Raw genomic sequence first — 26,338 nt, 5'->3', positions numbered from 1 at the left:
TCCAGCGCGCAAATGTTCCGATTGATTGGCCGGAAACTATTTTAAGGGATCGACTTCCGCCATGTGCGGCATCTGTCGTCCAGGTGAATGTTCCTTTGCCAGCAGTGAAGTAATTTACCATGGGGTCTGTTTCAAAGCCAGGATTGGGGGCAAGATTGGTTGTTGTGGAATTAGTAGTAAAGGACCTTTCACCTCCGTATTTGGTTCCGGAACTGTTTTTTGCCACCAGCCTGTAGTAATACGTCTTCGCTGCCGACAAGCCGTTTATGCCTATGCTTATTGCTGTGTCGCCTGAACTGCTGACACCCTGCGCCGATGACTTGCTGCCATATGTCCCGCTTATTGTGCCATACTCAAACCATGCTGTAGTTGATAAGCCATTGGCATTCACTGTGCCTCCCAACGTAGCGGAATTTGACGTCACATCGGTCGCTGACCCCGTCACAACCTTTGGAGGTATACCGGTTGATGTTGATACTGTAAAAATATATCCCCTCCCCTTCACCTGACCATTGGTTGCATCGACATCAATACTAACCCCACTCTTTAACCTTATTTCATCGCCAACTATTGCAACATCGGCGCTCCCATCCCCGGACTCAATAAAGTATCCATCGGCACGTTGTACCCCGGTGACCGTCTCACCCGCATTGAGTTTTACCACGCCGTTTTTCGTCACAAACACCACAAAGAGTTTTCCTGTCTTCGGCTGACGTGAATACCTTTTTGATCCTTTTTATATTGGATCAGCTTTGTTCACTATGTCAAAGGCTCGCGCATACAACGGGTTAGGTCTTGGCATCCCATTTTGGGGTGGTCTCTTAGGAACCATTGCGCCACCCTTAGTGCGTGACCAGGATGAGTGGGCAACTTTAGCAGTTGCAGATCCATTTACTGATAATACGGGATTATACCTTTATTACCTGCAAAATGCAGAAAATCCAGCATATACCACTTTACTCGGGCCGTATTATGTAGATGTTCCTGATTTCTTCATACCACCTTCCGCCACCCAACCCGGTACTGCTGCTGTGCTCGACACCCTGGATTGCCGTTTTGTTAACGCAGGCACCCAGATGGGTCATCAGCTCTATCAAGTCCACACAGTTGATCTGGGCGGATTACCTACACCCGTTTGGTATCTGATCGATTGGTGGATGGGCACACTTACCGTAGCCGATTCCTTCTTTGCGGCTGGTTTGTCCAATGACTGGAATGCCTCGATTGCAGCAAATGACTTTGGTGATGTATTTGTAACGTGGACATCAAATGATCCTAGCACGGGCACAAACGCCCAAGTAAGGCTCTCTGGCCGAAGGAATTTTGATCCCCTAAATATAGGCGGCGGTGTAGCAGCCTTCACAAGTCCTACATATTATACTAGTTATCGATGGGGTGATTACTCAGCGGTTACTGTTGATCCAATCGTTGTAAATCAACTCCGTGCCTGGCTTGTCAATGAAACAATCATTAATCCCACTACATGGGGTTCGAGGATAGTCAGAATTGGTTTCTAAGGGATGATTTCTAGATTAGATCGTTGTTGCATAAAGGGGGGAGCAGTGACAAGTCTCCCCCCTTTTTTATTTTTACCAAATGTTTACAGATACACTTAGATAAACACTGATAAAATAGATACTTATATGCATTCTGCGATAAGGCACAGAACGTAAAACCAGGAAAATCAATCGATATGATCAGCTCAGTTCAGTTCAGGCTATTCATAACTGTGGCAATGATGGCATTTGTTTTTAGCTGTGTTAAAGACTATGGCAATACTTTGCGAAATAATGAAAAAAAAGAGACATTAAGCGGAAAGTTAGTGGGTGTCGTAACACGAGGTCCAATTTCACCTATGAGTAAAGATGAGAACCTTCAAACAAAACCGGCTATAGATGTAAAAATTGTGGTCATGACCTTATCAGGAAAGATTGTAGAGACCGTAGCGACTGACAATGATGGCAGATACAGTATCACCTTGCCTGGCGGGACTTATCGCGTTGAAATGCTCCCTTCATCATCAGAAATGACAAAAGATTTACCTACCGTAGTAACTATTATCAAAGGTAAAGAGACACACCTTGATATTCACATAGACACTCGCATACGTTAGATGATGTATATTTTTAAATTATACGACCTTCCCGTAGTTAGCCCCGCACCTAACCCATAACTTCCATCAACTTCACTGCAGCCAAGATACGCTTCATCCTCGGACCAAGGGAACCATTAGAACGATGTTCACTCCGAAGTGGAAAATAAAAAGGCAGTGAAAAGCCTTAGTCTTTTGGTCTTTTCGTTGATTAAGAAGCTTTTTTCTCGTGACTATCCTATGTTCCGGCTCGGTAATACCTCTGGCAGCTTTATCTGCAACGCCTCTATCTACGGCTTGGTTACCGTCGTTACGTCATACAAAAACAGTCTCGGCTCCTTGTCTCGCCGTCTTACCTCAAACAGCTTTCACCCTATCTTTTCCTGATTCCCCGATAGTCACGCCAAATTATCGTACGGATTATTCTCGTCAAATCCACGCTTCATATCCAGGACATCACCCGCCTATCAGACGAATTTCCGCTCAAACACTAAATATTTTAACAAATCTGCCGATAATTTTACCATCTAACGACTAAAGATACTAAATCCACACTTAATTATTGAGAAAGCGAGGTGATTGAGCATCGGAATGGATTAACAAATTTGCTAGACCTACAAAAGAGGTGGCAAATTTGAAAAAGGCAAACCAATCGTGAGATTGGGACGCAAAGCTATGGGTCTTCAATGAAGAATGCCAGGCTGCCATATTTGTTTTAGTAAATCTTTTGTTGGGAGAAGTACTTATGAAAATTACAAATACTTTTTTAGGATATGTGTTTTTAGTATTCACTCAAGTGTTTTTCTTGTTTGAAACAGGGCTAATATCTACGGTTTCAGCGAATGATACATGGAAAAGTTGGTATGGTATTACTGTAGATGGATCAGCAGAAAGTGGCGCAAAATATGCAAGGCAGATGGGGTATGATTCTATAAACATAAAATCCGGTATCTATGCCTCCCCTGATACCTATAAAGGCAAGCAAGCCTTTTCAGGTTTTAAATTTTATTTCATTAACCCTGATAAAATGCTGATTAGGAGTATGGGATATGATAGGAATATAAACATTACAAAATCTTATTCACAAGCAGAACGAGATTTTTACAATCAGTATATGACGTGGAAGAGCTATGATCCGTTTCCGGACAATATAGCAACGGGCTGGTTTCAGGGCACATCAACGGAATTTAATCCACTTTGGGATTTTCAGCAACAGGCGGTTATCGATATGGTTGTTGAGGGAGTTATAGCTATGTGCCATGACTATGAAGATGTAAGCTTGCCATTTACCTTTGCCGGACATATGTATGATGAGCCTGCTCTTGATGGTTATTTTTTTAATTGGATAAATGGAGATAATGAAGTAACTTACTTATCCAATTGGACGGGGACAGAGTCTGGTTTACTACACGGAACTATAACGCATGAATATGCAACATATCAAGATGGGAAAGCTGCTTTTTTCAAACAATTGAAGGCAAGAATGCTGGCTGAATTTCCTAATGCTAAATGGATCGTAGAGCCATATGATGTGTACTGGGGATGGATAAATCAGATAAAAGATCGTACAGACAAAGATGAATTAACCCCTGATATGATTTCACAGGAAAGCTCTAGTACGGAATTTGTAGATGATAGCGCTATTTTTAATTCAGGATTGGCTATTACGAAAGATATGATGGGCATCAGTCAGCCCAACAGTGTCGACGAGTATGAAAATCGTCTTTATGCGGCCAATGCTGGTATCAACAGGGCATGGTATAATTGGTTCCTGCGGTTCGGCGGCACGGGAAATATGCCGAGCTTTCAGAACATCACGGAAGTCTATCCCAGACTTAAACTCATACGGTGTTTGCCGAATTGGGACAATTTAAATAATGTTCCTCTCACCGATCGTTCATGGGATGGCAGTGTGTATCGGAGCACAAAGAGTTATGCCAGCAGCGATGTCATGTATTCACGTCAGCCGAAGACAGGAAAACTCTTTGTGGTGTTTGTGACGAAAAACGGCGTGGTAAAACTCAATGCGGGTGAGACGGTCACCGGGGTACAACGTGCCGATGGATACTTTATTGAGTCCGGGGATGGGAGCGCCGATGTTGCAATAGTTGGCGATGAAATAAGGTTAAAGAGTGGGGTTAGTATTGATGTCGATGCAACCAATGGTCAGGTGAAGGGGAGGGGATATATTTTTACAGTATCAACATCAACCGGTATACCTCCAAAGGTTGTGACGGGGTCAGCGACCGATGTGACGTCAAATTCCGCTACGTTGGGAGGCACAGTGAATGCCAATGGCTTATCAACTACAGCATGGTTTGAGTATGGCACAATAAGCGGGACATATGGCAGCAAGTCATCGGCGCAGGGTGTCAGCAGTTCAGGCGACACAGCAATAAGCATAGGCATAAACGGCTTGTCGGCAGCGAAGACGTATTACTACAGGCTGGTGGCGCAGAACAGCGCAGGGACCGCATACGGGAGTGAAATGTCCCTTATTACACCGGACACTCTTGCGCCAAATTGTTCCGTAAACATCAACAATGGCGACTTCTATACCACATCCACTGCCGTGACCCTGGATTTATCGGCTACTGATGATGTGGGGGTGACAGGGTATTATCTCTCTATGGATTCAACGGTTCCTCTGGCATCGGCCGCAGAATGGACTATGGTATCATCCACTACTGCTTTTCATGCCAGCGTTTCGTATAACCTAAGCGCCGGGGACGGCGGCAAGACGGTATATGCCTGGTATAAGGATGCCGCCGGGAATGTATCAAACACAACCAGCGACTCAATCACTTTAGATACAACTATTCCACTGATAACAATCACGAGTCCTACATCCAATACCACTCATACAACAACGAGTGGCACGATCACTCTAGGCGGAAGCGCCTCAGACAGCGCAAGCGGTGTAAGCAAGGTGGCATGGAGTAGCGACAAGGGGGGAAGCGGCACGGCCAGCGGAACGACCGGTTGGTCTATCTCCGGTATAAGTTTATCGACAGGTGATAATGTAATTACCGTTACAGTCACTGATGGGGCAAACAACACAGGGACAGATACAATTACCGTTGAGAAGTTGGAAACGAACACCGGCACCGGCCTGCAGGCATGCTATCCTTTCAATGAGGGGACCGGGACAATTGCTACAGATAAGTCCGGAAATGGTAACGACGGTGCGATCAACGGTGCTACATGGGCGGCAGGGAAGAGAGGAAAGGGATTAAGTTTTAATGGCGCCAGCAATTCTGTATCAATTCCCCTTCTGAACCATGATGAAATTTCCATTGCTGCATGGTTTTATAAAAATGCAAATGACACAACGGATGCTGATGCCATATTGGGTGCGTGGAAATGGAATTCAGATATTCAACTTCGCGAGGGGTTTGATGTGCGATTTTACAATACCACACCTGATAGACTTGAATTTATTCTTATGACGCAAGACGGGAACGGGAAGAAAACACAGAAAACTGCTGTAAAGGACTTGAGCAATTCAGTGGGCAAGTGGTATCATGTTGCAGGGACATACAACAAGACAACGGGAGAACAGAGGCTCTATGTGGGTGGCCTGCTGGTTGATACAAAATTCCATCCCGCCGGTAATACAATCGTGCCATCGACATCTTATGCTGATGTGAGAATAGGGTACTCGAGGGTTAATAATGGTTATTTTAATGGCAAGATCGACGAAGTCTACTTTTACAATAAACCTTTGAGCGACCAGGAAGTGCAAGATTTGTATAATGCCGTTAGCGATGGCATGCAGTCCCGCTATACGTTCGATGAAGGAAGCGGATTGGTCGCCACAGATTCATCCGGCAATGGTAACGATGGCGCCATCGCGGGGGCAACATGGACAACGGGTAAAAACGGTAAGGCATTGAATTTTGATGGAATTAATGATTTCGTGTCAGTTCCACGGACAAATCAGGACGAAATTTCCATTGCTGCATGGTTCTACAAGACCGTAAATGATAAAAAGGCTGCTGATGCCATTTTGGGCGCATGGAAATGGAATTCTGATGTGCAACTTCAGGAGGGGTTTGATGTGCGATTTTACAATACCACACCTGATAGACTTGAATTTATTCTTGTGACGCAGGATGGGAATGGGAAGAAAACACAGAAAACTGCTGTAAAGGACTTGAGCAATTCAGTGGGCAAGTGGTATCATGTTGCAGGGACATACAACAAGACAACGGGAGAACAGAGGCTCTATGTGGGTGGCCTGCTGGTTGATACAAAATTCCATCCCGCCGGTAATACAATCGTGCCATCGACATCTTATGCTGATATGAGAATAGGGTACTCGAGGGTTAATAATGGTTATTTTAATGGCAAGATCGACGAAGTCCGCCTTTACAATAAACCCTTAAGCGACCAGGAGGTACAAGACTTGTACAATAGCATCGGTTATTGAATTCCCTGGAAAATTTAGTATAATGCTCCTTAAAGGCCTAACGGAAATGAATTGATAGGGGTTGGAAGGGAGAAGGTTGTAATTAACAAAGGAATGACGAGTAAAAATAAAACACGGGTAAGCATAGGCTTACCCGTGTTTAATGGCGAGATGCACCTTGAAGAGGCGATAGATTCAATTCTTTCCCAAACGTATTCAGATTTTGAACTGATCATCTCTGACAATGCCTCTACCGATAAAACACAAGAAATTTGTAAGGCCTATGAAGCCAGAGACAGGCGCATTTGTTACTATAGAAATGAAAAGAATCTCGGAGCTGCCAGGAATTTTAACCGGGTCTTTGAGTTATCATCGGGTGAATATTTTAAATGGGCAGCCCATGATGACCTGTTAACCCCAGACTTTTTATTGAGATGCGTTGAGGTGCTCGACCATGATGCTTCCGTGGTCCTGTGTTATCCCCGGACGGAGATTATTGATGAACATGGGAAATTTTTAAGGAACTACGATGTGAAATTGAACACGGATTCGTCGAAACCGAACGAACGTTTTCATGATCTTATCTGTATCTTTCATGGTTGTTATCAGATTTTCGGGTTAATTCGGGCAAGCGCCCTTAAAATGACGTCTCTTATCGGCAACTTTACCGGATCGGACAGAAATTTGTTGGTAGAACTTGGTCTCATAAATAGATTTTATGAAATTCCTGAGCGGCTCTTCTTTTCAAGAGACCATCCACAACGTTCAATAAGGCACGTCTCTTTCTACTCACGCGCAGCGTGGTTTGACCCGGCAAAAGAGAGACAGGTGGCATTTCCGCACTGGAAAAGGTTTTTAGAGTATCTCAGGTCGCTCAGACGCGCCTCATTAAACCGGTATGAGCGTGCGCGTTGTTATCTGCACATGGTGCAATGGTTAGGGATGAAATTTAACTGGCAGTGGTTGCTGAAAGATTTGATAATGGCCGTCAGGTCCGCGGTTTGGATTTTTCTGTGGAAAGCAAAAAGGGTGTTTTTGCAAAAATGAACAATGATTCGCTGATAAGCTCCGGAATTTCGTGTTGATTCTATTCCTATGGCCGTCGCCTGGAATAAAACCGGTAAATAGAGGGAAGAAACGATGGAGGACATTCTATGAAAGTGGCCATTCTTGCTGGAGGCGTTGGCACCCGCCTCGTTGAAGAAACAGAGGTAAAGCCGAAGCCGATGGTAGAAATTGGTGGCCGGCCGATTCTCTGGCATATTATGATGCACTATTCTCATTACGGCTTTAAACACTTTGTGATTGCCCTCGGTTATAAGGGGGAGGTGATTAAAAAATATATGGTGGATTATTGCTCACTGAACAGCAATTTGACTGTTCATTTGGGTAGCGGGGAGGTAAAGGTCCATAGTGCAGCGAAAACAGATTGGACAATCGATCTGGTTGACACCGGCATACCGACGCTAACGGGTGGCCGTATCAAGCAACTTTCTCCATACATGGGAAACGAGACGTTTATGCTGACATGGGGGGATGGGGTTTCCGATGTAAATTTGCATGATCTGCTCAGTTTCCATCGCTCTCACGGCAAGTATGCTACGTTAACTGCCGTTCGGCCGCCTGCGCGGTTTGGTCATCTTGAGCTGGATGGCAATCGTGTGGTGGAATTCTCCGAAAAGCCACAGACGAGCGAAGGGTGGATTAATGGGGCTTTTTTTGTTTTGGAGCCAACGGTATTTGATTATATCGACGGTAATGACACGCAGTGGGAGAAAGAACCGATGGAAAGACTGGCGAAAGACGGCCAGTTAATGGCATACCGTCATACATCTTTCTGGCAATGCATGGATACGTTGCGTGATAAGAGATTATTGGAAAGTCTTTGGCAAGAGGGTAATGCGCCCTGGAAAATCTGGAGGGAATAGCATGCGTATATTGGTAACAGGACACAACGGTTATATCGGCGCCGTTATGACGCCGATGCTTATTGCTGCGGGGCATGAGGTGGTGGGGCTGGACAGCGATCTCTATGCACAATGCACGTTTGGAGATGATACTCAGAACATCCCATCGTTAAAAAAGGATATCCGGGATGTTGAGTTGTCCGATCTTGATGGGTTTGACGCCGTGTTGCATCTTGCCGGTCTTTCAAATGATCCGCTCGGTGATTTGAATCCGGAATTAACGTATGAAATTAATCATACTGCATCGGTGCGCCTGGCTAAATTGTCGAAAGAGGCTGGAATTAAGCGCTTTATTTTTTCATCGTCTTGCAGCATCTATGGCGTTGCGGGCGAGAATATGGTGACTGAAGAAGCAGAATTTCATCCGGTTACTCCCTATGGTATCTCGAAAATGCTTGTTGAGGGGGAGGTGGCAAAGCTGGCGGATGCAGACTTCAGTCCCACATTTCTCCGTAATGCAACAGCCTATGGGGTATCGCCGCGCCTGCGCTTTGACCTTGTGCTCAACAATCTGGTCGCCTGGGCATTTACTACCGGTCGTGTATACATTAAGAGCGACGGCACCCCCTGGCGCCCTATTGTCCATATCGAAGATATATCCCATGCCTTTATAGCGGCGCTGGGCGCGCCGAGGGAACTCGTGCATAACCAGGCATTTAATGTTGGCATCAATGGGGAGAATTATCAAATTAGGGAGATTGCGGAGATCGTCAAAGAAACAGTGCCGGGATGCCATATTGAATACGCCGAGGACGCAGGACCGGATAAGCGCTGCTATCGTGTTGATTGCAGTAAACTGGCCCGTATGCTGCCGGAATTTAAGCCTCAATGGAACGCGCGCAGGGGCGCGGCTCAATTGTATGCGGCGTACAAGAAGACCGGATTGTCCCTGGAAGATTTTGAAGGGCCGAGATACAAACGCATTGGCCACATTAAAAAGTTGCTGAGCATGGGTAGTTTGGATGAGACACTCCGGTGGAAAAAAGAGGAAGCCACAGCAAACACATCAAGAAAAGAGAAGAGCTACACATGAATCAAACAAAAATAGCTTGTAGATCCTGCGGGGGGAAAGACCTGGAACCAATTTTGTCTTTTGGCCGGACACCTCTGGCCGATGCATTGCTAACGGAAGAACAATTAAAAGAACCGGAGTTGACGGCTCCTCTTGATCTGGTATTTTGCCCTGATTGCTCCCTGGTGCAGATAACGGAATCGGTTTCGCCCGAGATTCTCTTTTGCAGGGATTACCCGTATTTTTCTTCCGTGTCGAAGGCGCTGCTACAACACTTCAGGGAAAGCGCGCTGGCTATAATACAGTCACATCATTTGAATTCGGACAGTCTGGTTGTTGAAGCAGCCAGCAACGACGGGTACATGCTGAAAAATTTTGTAGAAAAAGGGATTCCTGTTCTGGGAATTGATCCGGCCATGGGACCAGCCGGGGCGGCGCAGCAAGCCGGTATCCCAACGCTTTGTACATTCTTCGGGCAGGATCTGGCCAGGCAATTTCGGGAAGAGGGACGGATGGCCGATGTCTTTCTCGCCAACAATGTCCTGGCTCACGTGCCGGATCTTAATGGCTTTGTGGAAGGCATTCGAATTCTCTTGAAAGAGGAAGGCACAGCGGTGATAGAAGTGCCTTACGTAGTTGACCTTATTGAACATTGCGAATTTGACACGATTTACCATCAACACCTCTGCTACTTTTCCGTAACTGCATTGGATAAATTATTGAGAAGGCATTCTCTTTTTCTTAATGAAATAAAGCGCGTACCAATACATGGAGGATCGTTGCGATTGTTTATCGGACACCGCGCGGCCGCAGGTGAATCTTTCCGTTTGCTCCTGAATGAAGAGGGGAAGAAGGGAATTCATCGCGTTGAGTATTATCGCAATTTCGCAGACCAGGTAAAGGAGATAAAGAATTCTTTGTGTAATCTGTTACGGGATCTGAAACAGGCAGGGAAGAAAATTGCGGCTTATGGAGCGGCGGCGAAGGCGACTACGTTGTTGAATTATTGCGGAATTGATAAAAAACTTGTGGATTATGTGGTGGACATGAACAAATTCAAGCATGGACGCTATATGGGGGGCAATCGCTTGCGCATCTTTTCACCCGCGAAGCTTTTGGAAGACATGCCGGATTATGTATTGTTGCTTGCCTGGAATTTTTCGGAAGAAATTTTGCAGCAACAAGAGGAATACCGGAGGCGTGGCGGTAAATTCATCATTCCCATTCCCTATCCCGCCATTGTTTAGAACTCATGGGGTGTATTCGGGGTATTCTCACCTTTAAAATTATCACACGTTACGATTTACACTTTTCATTTTTCACGCCGCCTCCGAAAGGCAGCAATCAACAGGAGACCCCATGATGTTGCAATGATAAAAGACTGGATAAATTCGCTTGCCGCCACGATAATCAATATCCGGCGACTACTACACCCATGTCCGTGCAGTATACCGGGCAATTGTAAATTTACGTACGTACCTCCCAGTGACACGATAAAGAGCATAACCATTGCAATGAGGGTCGATTGTGACACTTTGGGAAAGCGTTTCTTGTATATTAAGGACAGGATTACTCCAGCAAAAGAAGCAAGAAAAAGGGGCGAATGGGATAAATAACTGATGAGTTTGGTAACCAGTATCCAGTGTGTTTGAGGCTTCAGCGGTACAACCGTTAGATTGCCAAAAGCCGCATCTACGTGGTGTGCAATGAGCAAAAAAGAACCCCTGGACAGGTTGGCCGAGGTAGTTAGTCTCCGGATGTTCCAAGTTATGGGCTCATACTCTACGTCTTTTTCCCACACCTTGAGACTATATAAGCTGCCGGCCTGTATTGTTTCCACTCTTGCCTTAAACCAATAGGTATGCCCGGTTTCAAACTGGTGTGTATCGGTGCTGGGGCTAGGGCTGTCTGGTGGATTGCCAGGCCCGGCGTGAATATGCAACAGATTGCGCTGGTTCCTTTTCCATTCATACCAGTTTGAACCTCCCGCTGGCTCCCAACCGCAGTGCGGTTGCGGACAAACCACGGGTAAATTTGTGTGTCCCTGCCAGCGGAAAAGAACGCCAAGTCCGGGGCCCACGCTTGTGCTCGAGTCAAAAGCCGATTCATCAATAGCGTGAATCGTAACCGGGACAGTAACCTCATAGTCGGTCCAACGCATATCACCAATGGCTACAATGCGGTCATAGCCAACATGATCCGGGTGCGTACGGATGCCATTTTTATCTAAAAACCACAACCCGTCGACAATCTGGGCCACATCTTGTATTTTTTCCACAGAACTCCAGTTTATAGCATATGGCAGAGGCCAGGCGTTTCCTTTTGTGCACTCAACCGTTACCGTCTCAATGGTCTGATTGCCAAGACTATTTGTGGCTTTAATGACAACCTGATTTTGGCCGATTATGAGGTCTGCGTATGCGATTTCGATATTGAAATCGCCAGGGGAAACGAGACGGCGCTTGTCGGGTCCCAGAGAAAGAGGCTGTTCAGGCCGGCCATTTAGTGAGTAATTTAACGAGGTTATTCCATCCGGGTCTGATACGTTGCCAAGGATATTGACCCAGCGCTGTGGGAGGCCAAAACGCCCAAAAACTTGATGATGGCCATACCAGATATGAATAGCGGGGGCGTCTGCTTTTACCTGGGTGGTATAGAGCAGTCCTAGAATAAAGAGAGGAACACCCATCATTCTCCAGAAACCTTTTCTCATGTTTGCCTTTTCCTTGAAACAATTTTATTGAATGTAATGCCATTATTTTGTTAAAAAAACTTGCATAAAAGCCGATATATTAACAGACGATGTGTTGTTGTCAACAGATTTATCTGGTTTGAGATAAGGAAACGAAACAATATTTGCAATAAAGACAAGTTTCCAAAGATTTAGAGAACTTACTCCTGATCGGTTTATTCATGATGGTTTACCCCTTGCTATATATTATGATATGAGTTATGATATTTTATTATGTAAATTTTTGCGTCACGTTAATCCCAGAGAAAATTAATCACATACGCATAAAAAAATAGATGAAGACAGATAACCATCATATCGGGGAAGAAGGCAAAAAATATAGCGTGCCTACTATCATTATCTCTCCTTCCAGGGGATGGGTTTCGCTTAAGTTACATGAATTATGGGAATATCGTGAATTAATCTACTTCCTTGCCTGGCGTGACATTAAGGTCCGTTACAAACAGACCGTATTGGGAGCGGCGTGGGCAATTATACAGCCTTTTTTTACCATGATGGTGTTTAGCCTTTTCTTTGGAAGACTTGCTCAAGTGCCGTCAGACGGCATACCTTATCCAATCTTCAGTTACACCGCATTGGTACCATGGACCTTTTTTGCTAACGGACTGAGTCAGGCATCAAACAGCGTGGTAGCCAGCTCCAATCTTATTAAAAAAATATATTTTCCGCGCCTGGCAATACCGATTGCAACAGTGTTATCGGGAGTTGTTGACTTTATCCTGGCGTTTTTTATGTTAACCGGTATGCTGTTCTATTATGGATATGTGCCCACGATTAATTTGATTTGGCTCCCTTTCTTGTTGCTATTAGCATTCGTTACGTCTCTCGGTGTATCTTTATTGCTTTCTGCAATGAATGTACAGTTCCGTGACGTGCGTTATATAATACCTTTTTTAACCCAACTATGGCTCTTTGCAACACCCATTGCTTATCCAAGTAGCCTGCTGTCGAAACCCTGGCAAACTCTTTATGGAATTAATCCCATGGTTGGTGTGGTGGAGGGGTTCCGTTGGGCATTATTGGGCACAAATACAGCGCCGGGACCGATCATCGTCGTTTCTTCATTCGCCGCATTATCTCTGCTGGCAGGTGGGATTTTCTATTTTCGCCGGATGGAAAAATATTTTGCGGATCTGGTATAAGTCAGGCAAAGGAATTTCAAACCGACCTGGTAGCGGCAATTTACGAATTGCCGCGACGCTATTAAAGTTGCTGAAGGTATAACGTAAATGAGTGATATTTCAATATCTGTAGAACAACTCGGCAAGTTGTATCATATCGGCAGGAGGCAGGAGAAGTATAAAACCCTCCGCGACACCATATCGGACGCTTTTTTAGGGCCATTTCGGCGGGCGGGCAACTTATTGCGGGGCAAGGCTGCAGGCGCGGCAGAATTGGATGAAATAATATGGGCGCTTAAAGACATCTCTTTTGAGATAAAACAAGGGGAAGTTGTTGGCATTATTGGAAGCAACGGGGCCGGCAAGAGCACACTTCTGAAAATCCTCTCCCGTATCACAGAACCGACGGAAGGCAAAGTTGAGATTCATGGCCGGGTGGGGTCATTGCTTGAGGTGGGGACAGGATTTCATCCAGAGTTGACCGGCCGTGAAAATATCTATCTGAATGGAGCAATCCTGGGCATGCGACGGACTGAAATCGACAATAAGTTTGACGAAATAGTCGCCTTTGCTGAAGTAGAAAAGTTTATTGATACTCCTGTAAAGCACTACTCAAGCGGAATGTATCTGCGTCTTGCCTTTGCTGTAGCTGCCCATTTGGAGCCGGAGATATTGCTCGTCGATGAGGTATTGGCGGTAGGAGATGCGTCATTTCAAAAAAAATGCCTCGGAAAGATGAGTGACGTGGTGAAGGAGGGCCGGACGGTTTTATTTGTAAGTCATAACATGGCGGCAGTGCAACAACTTACTCGCACAAGTTTATTACTGCACAAGGGAAAACTTGTCTCTCAGGGGAAAACTGCTGATGTCGTCAAACACTATATGAGCGCTTTGGTAAATTGCTCTACCACTGTCTATAATGTGGAGAACACTCCCCGAAGATACCGGGACCTTTCCCGCCAGGTAGAATTTCTCACCGTAGAATTGGAGAATCATCAAACAACGCTTGTGCCGGCTGATGCTGAGATACAAGTGCGGCTTATAGTGCGAGGCAACGAATCTGTTGATAAGTTTCGTTTTAGTATGAGCATTTATCGCGCAGACAATACGCCGGTGGGAAATGTGCTTGGTCCCGAGATTCACTCAATTAAAAAAGGTGAGGTGGCCACATTCAGGATGGAATTACGTGATCTCGGACTTGCCAGAGGTATGTACTATTGTAATTTGGCGATAGGTAAGGGTAATTACCTGAGTAAGCGCACGGAATTTGATATTATCAATGATGTCTTATATTTTGAGGTAATGGCGTCTGAGGGGGAAGATGGGGTAATGTCAGAGTGGTATCCAAGTTGGGGATCAATCCGGTTCAAAGAACCGAAGGTAACCAGGATTGCAGGCGCCTGTTCAGGATAATGACAACGATAGTTGCTGCAAGATGATTTCGTACAGAGCAAAAAGTATGCAACGAATAGCCTCTTTTGATGTATTTGATACCGTCATAACTCGTGCCGTTGGAACGCCATCCGCTGTCTTTCTCTTGTTAGGCCGAATACTGAAAAACATGTCGTTGATTGGGTGCACGCCTGAAGCTTTTGCTTGTGTCCGTATTGATGCCGAGCGTCGCGCAACGAAAAATGCAGAGGATGGCGCTGTGTCTCTGCGTCAAATTTATGCAGAAGTTCAAACTTCCTTAGGGCTGACGGAAGAATATTCTCTCCGGTTGATGAATCTTGAGTGCGAGCTGGAGGCTAAGGTGATTAGAGCGGTACCCGGGGCAAGAGATCGCATACAGAACGCCCGCAATCATGGCCGACGCGTGTTGTTCCTTTCCGATATGTATTTATCCTCCGCGTTCATTCAAAAACAACTGTCACGTCATGGCTTATGGATGGATGGCGATGAATGTTATGTATCCTGTGAATATGGAAAATCGAAAAGATCGGGTAAACTCTTCCGTGAGTTGTTATGCCGTGAAGGAGTTCCTCCTGAGTCCATAGTCCATTGCGGCAATCATCCCGACGCCGATGTTCAAATTGCAAAACATATCGGACTTCATGTTGAACCATTCCTGGATGGCAACCCGAATCGCTATGAACTAATCCTCGATTCCCACATCCGGGAGACGGAGGGATTATCTTCCGCCATGGCTGGCGCATCGAAGCTGGCGCGGTTAACGGTTCCTGCGAAGTCCCTGAAAGAAGAGATCCTGCGCGACGTCGCCGCAGGTGTGATAGCGCCACTGCTTGTTGGTTATGTCCTCTGGATACTGCGCCGCGCTCAACAACTGCGCTTGAAGAGGCTTTGTTTCGTATCCAGAGACGGCCAGATTCTGTTTGGAATTGCACGCAGGCTTATAAACAAGTTGAATATTGCCTGTAAACTACAGTATCTTTACGGAAGCAGGCAATCATGGAATCTACCAGCCATAACCCGTATCGATCAAGAACAGTTAGCCTGGATATGGGATCTAACTGGATTTCCCACTGTGCGGAATGTGCTGTCCCGCGTTTGCATTAAACCGGAAGAGATTAAAGAGAACCTGAACTCTATTGGAATCACAGAAAAAAGATGGTCTGTGAATTTACCTGGCAAAGAAATCTCCGCGATCAGTGACTTACTGCTGGAGGATCGCAGGCTGCATGAACTCATTTTACAGAGAGCGTCTCAAAAGCGATCGGTAATTCTTAAATATCTGAGTCAGGAAGGATTGCTAGACACCGTTGACTGGGGAATGGTTGACGTAGGTTGGCTTGGGAGCCTCCAGGATTCTTTGGAAAGGATTTTAACCGCCGAGGGCAAAAAGCTACCCCACGGTTTCTATTTTGGCCTGAGAAAAAACCCCCTGGGTAACCAACTTGACCGACGGGAGGCGTATTTTTTTGATGAACGTCTTGGACTGGGATTCGTTGACATTTTTCCCCGTTACGGGTTGTTAAAATGGATGGAAGCGTTCTGTTCCGCAGATCATGGAACAGTGGTTGGCTTCGAGGAAGAAGGTAAGGAAGTACGCCCGGTTTTAAAAGAAAATGGTAATCAACCGTTACTGGAATGGGGTCTTTTGATGATACAGAAAACGGTTTACTGTTTTACCGAAAATCTATTGCTCGATTCGAGGCTGATCAATGTCGATGCAGACGTCCATAACGCCACTGCTGAAGCGCTCAAGGCCTTCTGCTTAAAACCTTCTCTTCCGGAAGTAAAGGCTTTTGCTGATTTTCCTGTTGAGATTGGGTTTGGTAAAGATAGCTACATGGTTCATTTAGCCGAAAGATACCGTTGGAAACATATTGTCAACTCTTTCCGTGCCAGCAAAGCGATGCATGACCACCCGGCAATATGGCATGAGGGAGCCCTTCTGCTAACACCACCACTTGTTCGATTAGCATTGAAAACTGCTCTCTTCGTTTCGCATACATTACGGTGCACAATCAGACCTCTGAAGCATTTGATTCGCCGCAAAGTTCTGATCCTGGCAAAGCAAATTATCTGCTGAGCGTTCCGTTTGTGCTAAGTTCTTGCTGTTTGTTACGCGAGAACAGGGGAAGAAAAAGATGCAAAGAAAAATGAAGATAGCTTTTATAACTCAGCCTTTCGATGAAGTCCTCCCCCCCAATCATAATTCGATAGGGATTTTGATTTATGAGTCTGCACGCCGCTTGGCCCGTTCTTGTGAAGTAACGGTTTACATAAAAGGGGGGTGGTTTCGAAAGAAAGAGACATGTGAACAGGGGGTGCGCTATCAGCGTATACCGGTGGGCCTCGATAAAGCGCTACAGAGACTTCTCGCGTGTTTTTCAAGATTTTTTAACGCCAAACGACCCCCGTATGCATCCAAACTCTATTACCGGGGATATATTTCCCGGATAGGAAGCATCCTGAGGGTGCAACAATGCGACATCGTTCATATCATCAATTTTTCTCAGTTTGTTCCTGTCATCAGGGCATTTAATCCCAGAATTAGAATTGTCTTACACATGCATTGTGAATGGTTGACGCAACTCGACCGGGCAATAATCGAGCGGCGGCTTAGCAAGGCCGATTTGATCATTGGTTGTAGTGGCTATATTACACAAAAGATCCGTCACAATTTCCCCCGGTTTTCCGGCTGTTGTGAGACTGTTCATAATGGCGTGGATAGTGATCGCTTCGTCCCCAGAAATGACCATAATAAAGCGGAGAAGAGCGACGCCAAACGATTGTTGTTCGTTGGCAGGGTATCACCTGAAAAAGGTGTGCATGTGTTATTAAATGCCTTTCAACGAGTGGTTCAGCGTTATCCGCAAGCGCACCTTGAGATTGTTGGACCAAAAAAACAATTACCTTTTGAATATCTCGTTGCTTTGAGCAATGATGATAAGGTTGCTGAATTAGCCTCCTTTTATGACGGAAGTTCCCCGTACAATTACGCACACCATCTGCAAGATATGCTTGGATCATTAAATATTGCAAGGCAGGTAACCTTTGCCGGCGTTGTTCCAAACTTACAATTGTTGCACTATTATCGAAATGCAGATATTTTTATCTTTCCGTCAGTTTGGGAAGAGCCGTTTGGGATGCCTCCCCTTGAGGCCATGTCGGTAGAAGTTCCTGTAGTTGCCACCCGATCAGGTGGCATAGTTGAAACTGTTGAAAATGGCAAGACGGGTCTCCTGGTTGAACGAAACGATGTGCATGCTTTAGCCGAAGCGATCCTTCGCCTCCTTTCTAATGAAGATTTGAGGCAATCCATGGGGAAGTCCGGGAGAAAGCGGGTGGTAGAATTTTTTTCCTTCGAACAGATGGTTGAAAATTTCCTGCGTCATTACAAAAATCTTTGCGCGGGTTTTCCTCCTTAATTGAAGTTAAAAACTCAAAGGGTATTTTTATAGATAAAATGAGAGCATGAAGGTTTTGATTCTTAGTTCTTATCTTGAGGGTGGCGCCGGTGGCGCTGCTTACCGGCTGCATCAAAGCTTACGGGATATTGGCGTGGATTCTCAAATCCTGGCGCAAACGAAAAACGTTTATGATGACACAGTTACAGTCGCGCCAAAAACCATGTTGGTCAGGGAACTTGGCTGGCTGGCAAGAGGCGCTAACTTAGATCGTTTGCCATTGAAACTCTATCCCAATCGGGACCGTACATTATTTTCTCCCCAGTGGCTTCCTGATGCTATTCCTTCAAAGGTGGCTCAGTTCGATCCGGATGTTATTAACCTGCATTGGATTTGCAGTGGCTTTATGCGAATAGAAACTATCCCCAGGCTGAATAGACCCTTGGTTTGGACTTTTCATGATATGTGGGCTTTTACGGGAGGATGTCATTATAGTGAAGAATGCGAACTCTATACCGTTTCCTGCGGCGCCTGCCCCCGGCTTCACAGTAGTAAAAACCGTGATCTATCGCGCTGGGTATGGCGGCGCAAAGCCAAAGCATGGAAAGAACTGAAACTAACTATTGTTACTCCCAGTTCATGGCTGGCAAAATGCGCAAGATCTAGCTCTCTTTTCAAGGATGCGCGTGTCGAAGTAATTCCCTATGGCATTGATATAAAAAAGTACAGGCCCATAGACCGCCGCGTAGCCCGGGAGATACTTGGCTTACCTCATGAGAAGCGGATCATCCTTTTCGGGGCATGGAATAACGAATACCGCAAAGGATTTCATTTGCTTTTGCCTGCTTTGCAAAGCCTGGCAAAGGCTGGATGGCATGATAAGATGGAGTTGGTTGTTTTTGGCTTTTTTCACCCAAACAGCCAAATTGATGTAAATATCAAGACCCATTACCTGGGCAAGCTGAGCGATGCAACCTCAATGGCGCTCGTTTATTCCGCCGCGGATATTTTCGTTGCGCCTTCTCTGTACGATAACTTGCCCAATACGGTACTGGAGTCTATCGCCTGCGGCACGCCCTGTGTCGCCTTCAATGCCGGCGGTATGCCTGACATGATTGAGCATTTGCAGAATGGTTATCTTGCGCAACCTTACCGATATGAGGATTTAGCTCAAGGGATTACCTGGGTGTTAGAAGATAGTAATCGCCACTATCGTTTGTCTCGGTGCGCTCGGGAAAAAGCCGAGCGTGAATTTACCCTTGATCTCTATGCAGAACGATACCGGGATCTTTTCCATGACATCGTGAAAAATCACAATTCAAAGGATTAAAAAATGAAACAATCAGTCCAAAGTAAGAGCGCCATGCCGGAAGTAAGCGTCCTGGAGGAAGTATTTTGCCCATGCTGTAACTCAAAAGGGGTATCGGTCTTTTACAAACAGAAGAATGTTCCGGTTCATAGTGTGCTGCTTATGCCGACGCGGGAAGTGGCTATGAGTTATCCTACCGGGCAGATAGCGCTGGGGTTTTGTCAGAATTGTGGGTTCATTTTCAACATCTCTTTTGATCCGGATGTTCATGAATATTCATCGAGGTATGAGGAAACACAGGGATTCTCCTCCACATTTAACGCTTTTCACAGGCGTCTGGCCGCTTATCTTATTGAAAGATATAATTTATATAATAAAACTATTATTGAAGTAGGCTGCGGGAAGGGTGAGTTTCTGACAATGCTTTGTGAAATGGGTGAGAACTGTGGCGTTGGATTTGACCCCGGTTATATAAACGAACGTAATTCCAGCCTGGCGCAGGATCGGATTACCTTCATAAAGGACTTTTATTCGGAGAAACATACCGGTTACCACGCCGACTTTGTCTGCTGCAAAATGACATTGGAACATATTCATCGTACGGCAGATTTCGTCAACACGGTACGGCGTTCGATCGGGAACCGGCTGGATACAATTGTCTTTTTTCAGGTTCCGGACGTAACCCGTGTTTTGCGTGAACTGGCGTTTTGGGATATCTATTACGAGCACTGTTCTTACTTCAGCATGGGATCATTAGCCCGTCTTTTCAGGAAATGCAGTTTTGATGTCACAGATATCTGGAAAGATTATGGGGAACAATATCTGATGATTGAGGCCCGGCCATGCGAGGGAAAGCAAACCTCTTCCCTGCCGCGGGAAGACGATATCAAAGATCTGGCTAATGACGTTGCATATTTTGCAAAAAACTACCGGAATAAGCTGGACACATGGAAACATTACTTCCAAAAGATTAAACACAACAAACAGCGGACTGTCATTTGGGGATCTGGTTCGAAGGGTGTTGCTTTTTTGACAACGCTTTGTATTCAAGACGAGATTGAATTTGCGGTAGATATTAATCCTTATAAGCATGATATGTACATGCCAGGGACGGGACAAAAAATTGTGGGCCCGGACTTTTTACAAACATATAAACCAGACATTGTTATTGCGATGAATCCAATTTATGGTGAAGAAATACGACAGGATCTCAACCGAATGGGACTGTCTGCAGAGCTTGTCACTGTTTAATTTCCCGCTGGGAGAGTATACGGAGCTTAAAAAAATGAGCAAAGAATCTGTTTCGGAAAGTACGTGTCCGGTCTGTGTCTCGAAGAATATTTCCGGAATTATTGAGATACCGCAGGTGCCGGTCCATTGTAATCTGCTATGGTCAACGCGTGATGAAGCTCTCCGCGCCCCCACAGGGGATATTCATATAGGCTGTTGCAAAGATTGTGGACACATATTCAATCTCACGTTTGATCCCTCTCTCATGAAATATACGAAAGATTATGAGAACAGCCTGTATTTCTCGCCGCGCTTTAAAAGCTATGCCGACACCCTGGCTACCCATTTGATCAATCGATATGATTTGCGCAACAAAGAGATTATTGAAATCGGGTGTGGAAATGGTGATTTTTTGACGCTCCTTTGCAAACTTGGGGGAAACCGTGGGTTTGGTTTTGATCCAGGTTACGTGCACAAATCAAATAACGGCGCAGACACGGGGAATATTACTTTCATACAAGATTTCTATTCAGAACGGTATGCCGCCTATAAGGCGGATATCATCTGTTGCAGACACGTATTGGAACACATCCGGTTTCCCCGGGATTTTTTAGACAATCTGCGCAGGGCGATCGGTAATCGCCACAATACAATTGTATTCTTTGAAGTGCCAAATGCCTTGTTCATTTTGCGTGATCTTTCAATTTGGGATATCATCTATGAACACTGCTCGTACTTCAACTCCTTATCATTAGCTCGTTTATTTGCTTCTTGCGGCTTCTCCGTCAATGATGTCGCGGAATCCTTTGAAGGGCAATTCCTCTGTATCGAGGCAATGCCAGGAGAGGTTGCAGGACATTTTTCCCTTGAGCGTCTAAACACCCTGAATACAATAATGCGCTACGCGGCGGAATTCTCTTCCACACACCAAAAAAGGATTGATGAATGGAAATACAAACTGGAACGGTTTAAATATAGCGGTAAACGAATCGTGGTATGGGGGGCAGGCTCGAAGGGTGTCACATTTTTAAACGCAATTAAGCCGAAAAATCAAATTCATTACATTGTTGATATAAACCCGCGGAAGCAAAATATGTTTGTGGCAGGAACCGCGCAGCAAATCGTGCCGCCAGTGTTTCTTCAGGACTATCGTCCCGATATCATATTAATAATGAATCCACTCTATAGGGATGAAATAAGCATGCTTGCGAGCAATATGAACCTCACAGCTGAATTGGTACTTGTATAACACTCATCCCTCTAAGTACAATTTTGAATTGCTTTGATACCAGGATTTCGTCTCCTGATGCTGCAGATATGATTCTTTTGCGGATATTTTTCTAAAAATTATTTTGCTCCTATTCCAAATAATACAACAGGAATCGTTCTAAGTAGTATCTTAAAATCAAGCCAGAGCGACCAATTGTCAATATACTCTAAATCAAGTTTCATCCATTCGTTGAAATCGGTTATTTTATTTCTTCCGCATGCTTGCCAGAGACAGGTTATGCCCGGCCTCATACTAAGTCTTCTCCGTTGCCAGGGTTTGTATCTTTCTACTTCTGCAGGAATGGGGGGCCTTGGGCCTACCAGGCTCATGTCTCCCTTGAAAACATTCCATAACTGTGGCAATTCATCAATGCTAAACTTCCTTAAGTATTTCCCCACCTTTGTTATCCTGGGATCGTCTTTCATCTTAAAAACAGGTCCATCCATTTCGTTATACACAAGCAGGTCTTTAAGCTTTGACTCAGCATCCTCGACCATTGTTCTGAATTTGTAGAGTAAGAATTTTCTGCCGTACAAGCTGCTTCTTTGTTGCTTAAAAAATATATTACCTTTTGATGTTGCCTTTATAAGTATGGAAATGATCGCAAAAACTGGCGATAATAACATGAGCGCCATTCCGGAGAAGATAATATCAAATAAACGTTTTATTAAGAGGCGTATTAACTGGTCTGGCGTGCTTTCAAAAGTAAGTATGGGGAAATTGTCCAGGTAACTATATTTTGCCTTTGATAGCTTGAGTTCGAATAGATCTAAAGCCACACTTACCTTTAATCCCTCGATCTCGCATCTGTACATTACCTCTTCGATCTTACTCAGCCAGGAGCGTGGGACAATAAACATGACCTCATCTACTACATTATTCTTGATTATATCCGGCACATCTTTAAAAAAACCTATTACTTTATGATTATGAACCATATTATTTATTTTATCAGCATCCTCATCCACAAGGCCGATAATATTAATACCCCATTCAGCGTGTTTATTGATTAAGTTTACAAAACGCTGAGCCCTCTTGCCTGTGCCAACAATTAACATGTTTCTCGTGTTAAGGCCTTTCTTGCGTTGATATCGAAAATATACTAGCAGAACGACCTTTTCTGCACTAATGAGTATTGCCGCAAGTAAAAATGAATAAAATATTTGTAATCTGCTGAGCGATTCTATCTTTGTAATGAAAATAAAGCTTCCGAACAGACTGCCTCCTACAAGAACTGTCTCAGATACAATAAACAAGATATCGAGTATTTGTTTGGTCCTGAAAGAATCATACATACCGAAATAGTAGAGAAGAACTCCCCATATAAGCAGCAACGTGGGTAAAAGAACGATGCAAAGACCAATTTCTTTGCTGAAAAAATCAGTTTTGTTGCTCAAAAAAAAACCAAGGAAAAAAGTTGTGGCGACTATGCAAAGGTCGAAAAATATTAGAACCCATTTAAACAATGCATTGTGTTCTTTTAGCATATCAAAATTCCGCGGATAATCCGAAAAACACCGTATTTTTTGTATATCCTGCAGTATCAACGTTGGAGTCTGATTCCGAATAGGTGTAGGTAAAGTTTCCCTTTAAGATTTTAGTAATATCATAGTTCAAGTTGGATTTTGCCCCTAAAAATTTGTTTGTAAAATCAGAAGAAATGAATTCGCCATCACCATAGAAGATTGAAAGGGAGCACTGGAGCCTTTCCAATAGTTGTCTTGTTACAGAAGCGGTAGTTTTCCATCGAATATTAAAAATATCATCGTTATAAGGATTTGTATTGTATCTTTTTTCAAATGAAAGGAGTGCAATTGTGTCAGCATCTTTCTTATAGGCAAGTGAGGCCAGAACGATAGGTCTGACGAGATTTTCATCGTCAAAGGAATCTATTAAATCTATCCCCGGCCGAAGATCAAAATAAAGCTTTTGGGTTATGTATTGTCTTATGCCAGCGGCAATGGTTTGTATTGAGGCATCTTTGTTGTTTTCAAATTCTCTGTTGGCGAAATCGTATGAAAAGGAAAAAGTAGTGGTGGAACTGAATAGATAATCTGCCTCAAAACCAGCCTTATTGAGAAAAGAATCCTGTGCATCCGCTCCTGAAAAAATATCTACATAATTACCGTATCTTGCAATGATGGTAAGTTGCCTGGTAACATCCCTTGTATAGTCTATATCAAACTTATTTCTGAAATATTCGAATTGGCCCCCTCTTCTGGCAAATTGTTCATCGAAAAAATCAAATCTGTTAAAAAGGGGTTCGGTGGAGTGGACGAAGACATTATTTAAACTCACACGGTCATGCCTGGAGAACTCATTTTCAAAACTTAAAGTTAGGTCTTCAGTGGTATTATCGAAATCGCTGTTTTTTGCGTAGGCACGATGGCTTACATTGCCAAGTAGTTCTAACCTCCTCATTTTCCCTTCGTATTTTACACCTAGCCCAATTCCAGCAAGCGTTACGAAGTCTTCTCTTTTATTTTTTTTGTCATATGTGATATTATCATCGAACATTTCACCAACTGATATATCTGCGATTCGCATATCGAATCCCTTGTAGTTATAAGAAAGGTAATTAAGCAGGTGTGTAGGGGAGAGGTCTAACCCACTATCGGTATCATCGAAAGAATAAGCAGTTGGAAATGTAGTAATAACAAAAATAACTATCCAGAGACATGCGGCTGATATTGTTTTGTAATATCTTACCAGATTATTCACTTTAATCTCATAGTAAGTTCGTAATTTCTTGTCATATCCAAAGCGTTTATTATTCTGCAATCGCTCTGGCACATTTTTTTCCTCACTGAGAGCAAAACAGTGAAGTCGAAACCTAAGAAGATATTAATAGGCGCTTACTTTATTAAAAAATATTTTTAAGTCATAAATAAATTAGACCTAAGTTACTACAAATCAATGCCTTGAGACTCGCTTTGTGCTTGACTTATCCCTTTGTTCCCGCTATTAATTGCACTTGAGAACTTTTTGGTTAACCAACAACAGGAGCAAAGGTTTGAATATGTACTGTAAAGATTGTGATATTCCTTTAAAGTTCGTAGTGGCTCCCGGTAAGTGGAACAAGGAGGACGATAATACCTGCTACATTCTCATCACCAACCGATTCTGTGCTTCTGGATCAAACAAAATACCTATCTCGCAAAATCCTTGAAACATTCAGCCTTGTATAAGGCTTTGGGGTAGATTTTCACAGCCCAACTTTTTGGCGCTCTTCCTACTCGTTCGTGTGAGATTATACAAAATGAAATTAAAATTGCAATTGTAAAATTTAACCTAAATTCTGCAAACGATTTTCGCAACTCGAAAATCGACCTTCTGCAATACCCTTAACAGACAAAAAATCAACAAGAACCTTCAGCTTGTAGCGATTTTAGTATCTTATAAAAAATATTTTATTTTTTACTTGACGAAGAATGATAGTTATTGTATATATTTAGGCGATTACATTGATGATATACCGCACAGTTGTAAAGTAGTAAATTTAAAATACAGAGCGATAAAGGTAAACCCTGAGTGATCAGGGGGCGCAAAGTAACAGGGTCTTTAAGTTTACAAGGATGTAATGATAAGATAGCCTTACTGCCGAAGGTGTTTTAAAAATATCTTCACAGTAAGGCTTTTTTGTTTATAGAGTTTAACCGTAAGTAGCGATGATTTAAAAGGGCGGCGTTTATTTGGGAAAGGAGGGAAGAAACCGAAATTAATTTCAAAAGTGGAATGCCATCGTATAAGAAAAAATTTAAAGATATTTTTTGAGGAGAAGGAGATTATGAAAATTGGCAGAATGAAAAAAGGATTATTTGGGTTAACGCTATTATTAATGATTTTTATGGTGGGGCAGATATGCCTTGCTGGTCAGAATGACGGGAAGATAGGAATCGGTCGCATTAAAATCTCAAATGATGATGAGGTGGTGAAAAAAACTTTCCAGGGAGGCAGCAGCAGTGGGAAGAAGGTTATTTTGTACGCTTCCTTCACCAGCGATGCGGAATCATCCATTGATGGCGCAGATTTACCCATTTGTTTGCCTGTTTTAGAAAAGGATTCCGCTTACATGTATGTTGCTTTTCGGGTAACGAAGGCAACAACAGCGGATATAAAATGGATTATCGACGGTCCAGGTTCAATTCATATTACTCACAATGAAGACGGGTTTGTGGATCCTATAGATGGTGGAACCTTAAAACCTGGTTACTGGTACTTTGCGTGGTTTAAGCTGGATCCCTCTGGGTTATCGGTTAATACCGTAAGTAGTTCATACACATTTACTGGAAAGGTAAGCATAGCAGGCAAGGACGATTGGGAAGATGATTCTTGTAAATTTCAGATTGTAAAATAAAGC

General features: G+C 44.0%; 18 protein-coding genes, 1 pseudogene and 2 riboswitches. Of the genes and pseudogenes, 15 read left to right on the top strand and 4 right to left on the bottom strand.

Annotated elements, in window-relative coordinates:
* A pseudogene (locus BROSI_RS18575) lies at window positions 1-688 on the bottom strand (hypothetical protein); the annotation flags it as partial.
* A 73-nt stretch (window positions 689-761) separates the two neighbouring features.
* Here BROSI_RS18575 and BROSI_RS18570 point away from each other — a divergent pair.
* The 7 genes from BROSI_RS18570 (at window position 762) to BROSI_RS18540 (ending at window position 10,729) form a co-directional block, all read left to right on the top strand.
* Entirely contained in the window at window positions 762-1,517 is a 756-nt protein-coding gene (locus BROSI_RS18570; protein ID WP_052565538.1) for a hypothetical protein, read from the top strand.
* A 176-nt stretch (window positions 1,518-1,693) separates the two neighbouring features.
* The gene (locus BROSI_RS18565; RefSeq protein ID WP_052565536.1) at window positions 1,694-2,113 is read left to right on the top strand and encodes a carboxypeptidase-like regulatory domain-containing protein; all 420 of its coding nucleotides are present in this window, start codon (window positions 1,694-1,696) and stop codon (window positions 2,111-2,113) included.
* 611 nt (window positions 2,114-2,724) lie between these two features.
* Window positions 2,725-2,801: riboswitch (cyclic di-GMP riboswitch) on the top strand.
* 36 nt (window positions 2,802-2,837) lie between these two features.
* Entirely contained in the window at window positions 2,838-6,524 is a 3,687-nt protein-coding gene (locus tag BROSI_RS18560) for a LamG domain-containing protein (RefSeq protein ID WP_052565534.1), read from the top strand.
* A 51-nt stretch (window positions 6,525-6,575) separates the two neighbouring features.
* Window positions 6,576-7,550, top strand: coding sequence for a glycosyltransferase family 2 protein (locus BROSI_RS18555; protein WP_200891794.1), 975 nt, complete (start codon window positions 6,576-6,578; stop codon window positions 7,548-7,550).
* Between the two features lie 107 nt (window positions 7,551-7,657).
* Complete coding sequence (rfbF, locus tag BROSI_RS18550; RefSeq protein ID WP_052561157.1) at window positions 7,658-8,431, top strand: glucose-1-phosphate cytidylyltransferase; 774 nt, start codon at window positions 7,658-7,660, stop codon at window positions 8,429-8,431.
* A gap of 1 nt (window position 8,432) precedes the next feature.
* Window positions 8,433-9,503: an NAD-dependent epimerase/dehydratase family protein gene (locus tag BROSI_RS18545; protein ID WP_052565532.1), complete on the top strand. Its 1,071-nt coding sequence runs from the start codon at window positions 8,433-8,435 to the stop codon at window positions 9,501-9,503.
* A complete protein-coding gene (locus BROSI_RS18540; protein ID WP_052565530.1) occupies window positions 9,500-10,729 on the top strand; it encodes a class I SAM-dependent methyltransferase in 1,230 nt (409 codons plus the stop codon). Before BROSI_RS18545 ends, BROSI_RS18540 begins: the two co-directional genes overlap by 4 nt.
* A 65-nt stretch (window positions 10,730-10,794) precedes the next feature.
* Here BROSI_RS18540 and BROSI_RS18535 read toward each other — a convergent pair whose 3' ends face one another.
* On the bottom strand, window positions 10,795-12,195 hold the full coding sequence (locus BROSI_RS18535; protein ID WP_052565528.1) for a hypothetical protein: 1,401 nt from the start codon (window positions 12,193-12,195) through the stop codon (window positions 10,795-10,797).
* 314 nt (window positions 12,196-12,509) lie between these two features.
* Here BROSI_RS18535 and BROSI_RS18530 point away from each other — a divergent pair, with 314 nt between their 5' ends.
* From BROSI_RS18530 to BROSI_RS18500, 7 genes are all read left to right on the top strand, one after another.
* Complete coding sequence (locus tag BROSI_RS18530; RefSeq protein ID WP_052565525.1) at window positions 12,510-13,376, top strand: ABC transporter permease; 867 nt, start codon at window positions 12,510-12,512, stop codon at window positions 13,374-13,376.
* 87 nt (window positions 13,377-13,463) lie between these two features.
* Window positions 13,464-14,768, top strand: coding sequence for an ABC transporter ATP-binding protein (locus tag BROSI_RS18525; protein ID WP_052565523.1), 1,305 nt, complete (start codon window positions 13,464-13,466; stop codon window positions 14,766-14,768).
* Window positions 14,769-14,814: 46 nt separating this feature from the next.
* Window positions 14,815-16,848, top strand: coding sequence for an HAD family hydrolase (locus BROSI_RS18520; RefSeq protein ID WP_157842634.1), 2,034 nt, complete (start codon window positions 14,815-14,817; stop codon window positions 16,846-16,848).
* A 58-nt stretch (window positions 16,849-16,906) separates the two neighbouring features.
* Complete coding sequence (locus BROSI_RS18515; protein WP_230400711.1) at window positions 16,907-18,190, top strand: glycosyltransferase family 4 protein; 1,284 nt, start codon at window positions 16,907-16,909, stop codon at window positions 18,188-18,190.
* 46 nt (window positions 18,191-18,236) lie between these two features.
* Window positions 18,237-19,499 carry a glycosyltransferase family 4 protein gene (locus tag BROSI_RS18510; protein ID WP_052565518.1) on the top strand — a complete coding sequence of 421 codons (1,263 nt, stop codon included), beginning with the start codon at window positions 18,237-18,239 and terminating at the stop codon, window positions 19,497-19,499.
* 3 nt (window positions 19,500-19,502) lie between these two features.
* Complete coding sequence (locus BROSI_RS18505) at window positions 19,503-20,729, top strand: class I SAM-dependent methyltransferase (RefSeq protein ID WP_082059324.1); 1,227 nt, start codon at window positions 19,503-19,505, stop codon at window positions 20,727-20,729.
* 34 nt (window positions 20,730-20,763) lie between these two features.
* On the top strand, window positions 20,764-21,957 hold the full coding sequence (locus BROSI_RS18500; RefSeq protein WP_052565515.1) for a class I SAM-dependent methyltransferase: 1,194 nt from the start codon (window positions 20,764-20,766) through the stop codon (window positions 21,955-21,957).
* Window positions 21,958-22,055: 98 nt separating this feature from the next.
* Here the strand turns inward: BROSI_RS18500 and BROSI_RS18495 are convergent, their stop codons facing one another.
* Both BROSI_RS18495 and BROSI_RS18490 read right to left on the bottom strand, forming a co-directional pair.
* Window positions 22,056-23,465, bottom strand: a complete 1,410-nt coding sequence (locus BROSI_RS18495; protein ID WP_052565513.1) for a sugar transferase — start codon at window positions 23,463-23,465, stop codon at window positions 22,056-22,058.
* A gap of 1 nt (window position 23,466) precedes the next feature.
* The gene (locus BROSI_RS18490) at window positions 23,467-24,771 is read right to left on the bottom strand and encodes an outer membrane beta-barrel protein (RefSeq protein ID WP_052565511.1); all 1,305 of its coding nucleotides are present in this window, start codon (window positions 24,769-24,771) and stop codon (window positions 23,467-23,469) included.
* 716 nt (window positions 24,772-25,487) lie between these two features.
* A riboswitch (cyclic di-GMP riboswitch) is annotated at window positions 25,488-25,583 on the top strand.
* A gap of 182 nt (window positions 25,584-25,765) precedes the next feature.
* Here BROSI_RS18490 and BROSI_RS18485 point away from each other — a divergent pair.
* Complete coding sequence (locus BROSI_RS18485) at window positions 25,766-26,335, top strand: hypothetical protein (RefSeq protein ID WP_157842326.1); 570 nt, start codon at window positions 25,766-25,768, stop codon at window positions 26,333-26,335.
* Window positions 26,336-26,338 lie beyond the last annotated feature (3 nt).

The sequence above is a fragment of the Candidatus Brocadia sinica JPN1 genome (assembly GCF_000949635.1).
Taxonomy (GTDB): domain Bacteria; phylum Planctomycetota; class Brocadiia; order Brocadiales; family Brocadiaceae; genus Brocadia; species Brocadia sinica.
This window is presented reverse-complemented; position numbering and strand designations above follow the sequence as displayed.

What these genes read in the sequence shown, in the direction of transcription:
- BROSI_RS18570 (WP_052565538.1), top strand. Translation starts at nt 762, where the DNA reads ATGTCAAAGGCTCGCGCATACAACGGGTTAGGTCTTGGCATCCCATTT.
- BROSI_RS18565 (WP_052565536.1), top strand. Translation starts at nt 1,694, where the DNA reads ATGATCAGCTCAGTTCAGTTCAGGCTATTCATAACTGTGGCAATGATG.
- BROSI_RS18560 (WP_052565534.1), top strand. Translation starts at nt 2,838, where the DNA reads ATGAAAATTACAAATACTTTTTTAGGATATGTGTTTTTAGTATTCACT.
- rfbF (WP_052561157.1), top strand. Translation starts at nt 7,658, where the DNA reads ATGAAAGTGGCCATTCTTGCTGGAGGCGTTGGCACCCGCCTCGTTGAA.
- BROSI_RS18545 (WP_052565532.1), top strand. Translation starts at nt 8,433, where the DNA reads ATGCGTATATTGGTAACAGGACACAACGGTTATATCGGCGCCGTTATG.
- BROSI_RS18540 (WP_052565530.1), top strand. Translation starts at nt 9,500, where the DNA reads ATGAATCAAACAAAAATAGCTTGTAGATCCTGCGGGGGGAAAGACCTG.
- BROSI_RS18535 (WP_052565528.1), bottom strand. Translation starts at nt 12,195, where the DNA reads ATGAGAAAAGGTTTCTGGAGAATGATGGGTGTTCCTCTCTTTATTCTA.
- BROSI_RS18530 (WP_052565525.1), top strand. Translation starts at nt 12,510, where the DNA reads ATGAAGACAGATAACCATCATATCGGGGAAGAAGGCAAAAAATATAGC.
- BROSI_RS18525 (WP_052565523.1), top strand. Translation starts at nt 13,464, where the DNA reads ATGAGTGATATTTCAATATCTGTAGAACAACTCGGCAAGTTGTATCAT.
- BROSI_RS18520 (WP_157842634.1), top strand. Translation starts at nt 14,815, where the DNA reads ATGCAACGAATAGCCTCTTTTGATGTATTTGATACCGTCATAACTCGT.
- BROSI_RS18515 (WP_230400711.1), top strand. Translation starts at nt 16,907, where the DNA reads ATGCAAAGAAAAATGAAGATAGCTTTTATAACTCAGCCTTTCGATGAA.
- BROSI_RS18510 (WP_052565518.1), top strand. Translation starts at nt 18,237, where the DNA reads ATGAAGGTTTTGATTCTTAGTTCTTATCTTGAGGGTGGCGCCGGTGGC.
- BROSI_RS18505 (WP_082059324.1), top strand. Translation starts at nt 19,503, where the DNA reads ATGAAACAATCAGTCCAAAGTAAGAGCGCCATGCCGGAAGTAAGCGTC.
- BROSI_RS18500 (WP_052565515.1), top strand. Translation starts at nt 20,764, where the DNA reads ATGAGCAAAGAATCTGTTTCGGAAAGTACGTGTCCGGTCTGTGTCTCG.
- BROSI_RS18495 (WP_052565513.1), bottom strand. Translation starts at nt 23,465, where the DNA reads ATGCTAAAAGAACACAATGCATTGTTTAAATGGGTTCTAATATTTTTC.
- BROSI_RS18485 (WP_157842326.1), top strand. Translation starts at nt 25,766, where the DNA reads ATGAAAATTGGCAGAATGAAAAAAGGATTATTTGGGTTAACGCTATTA.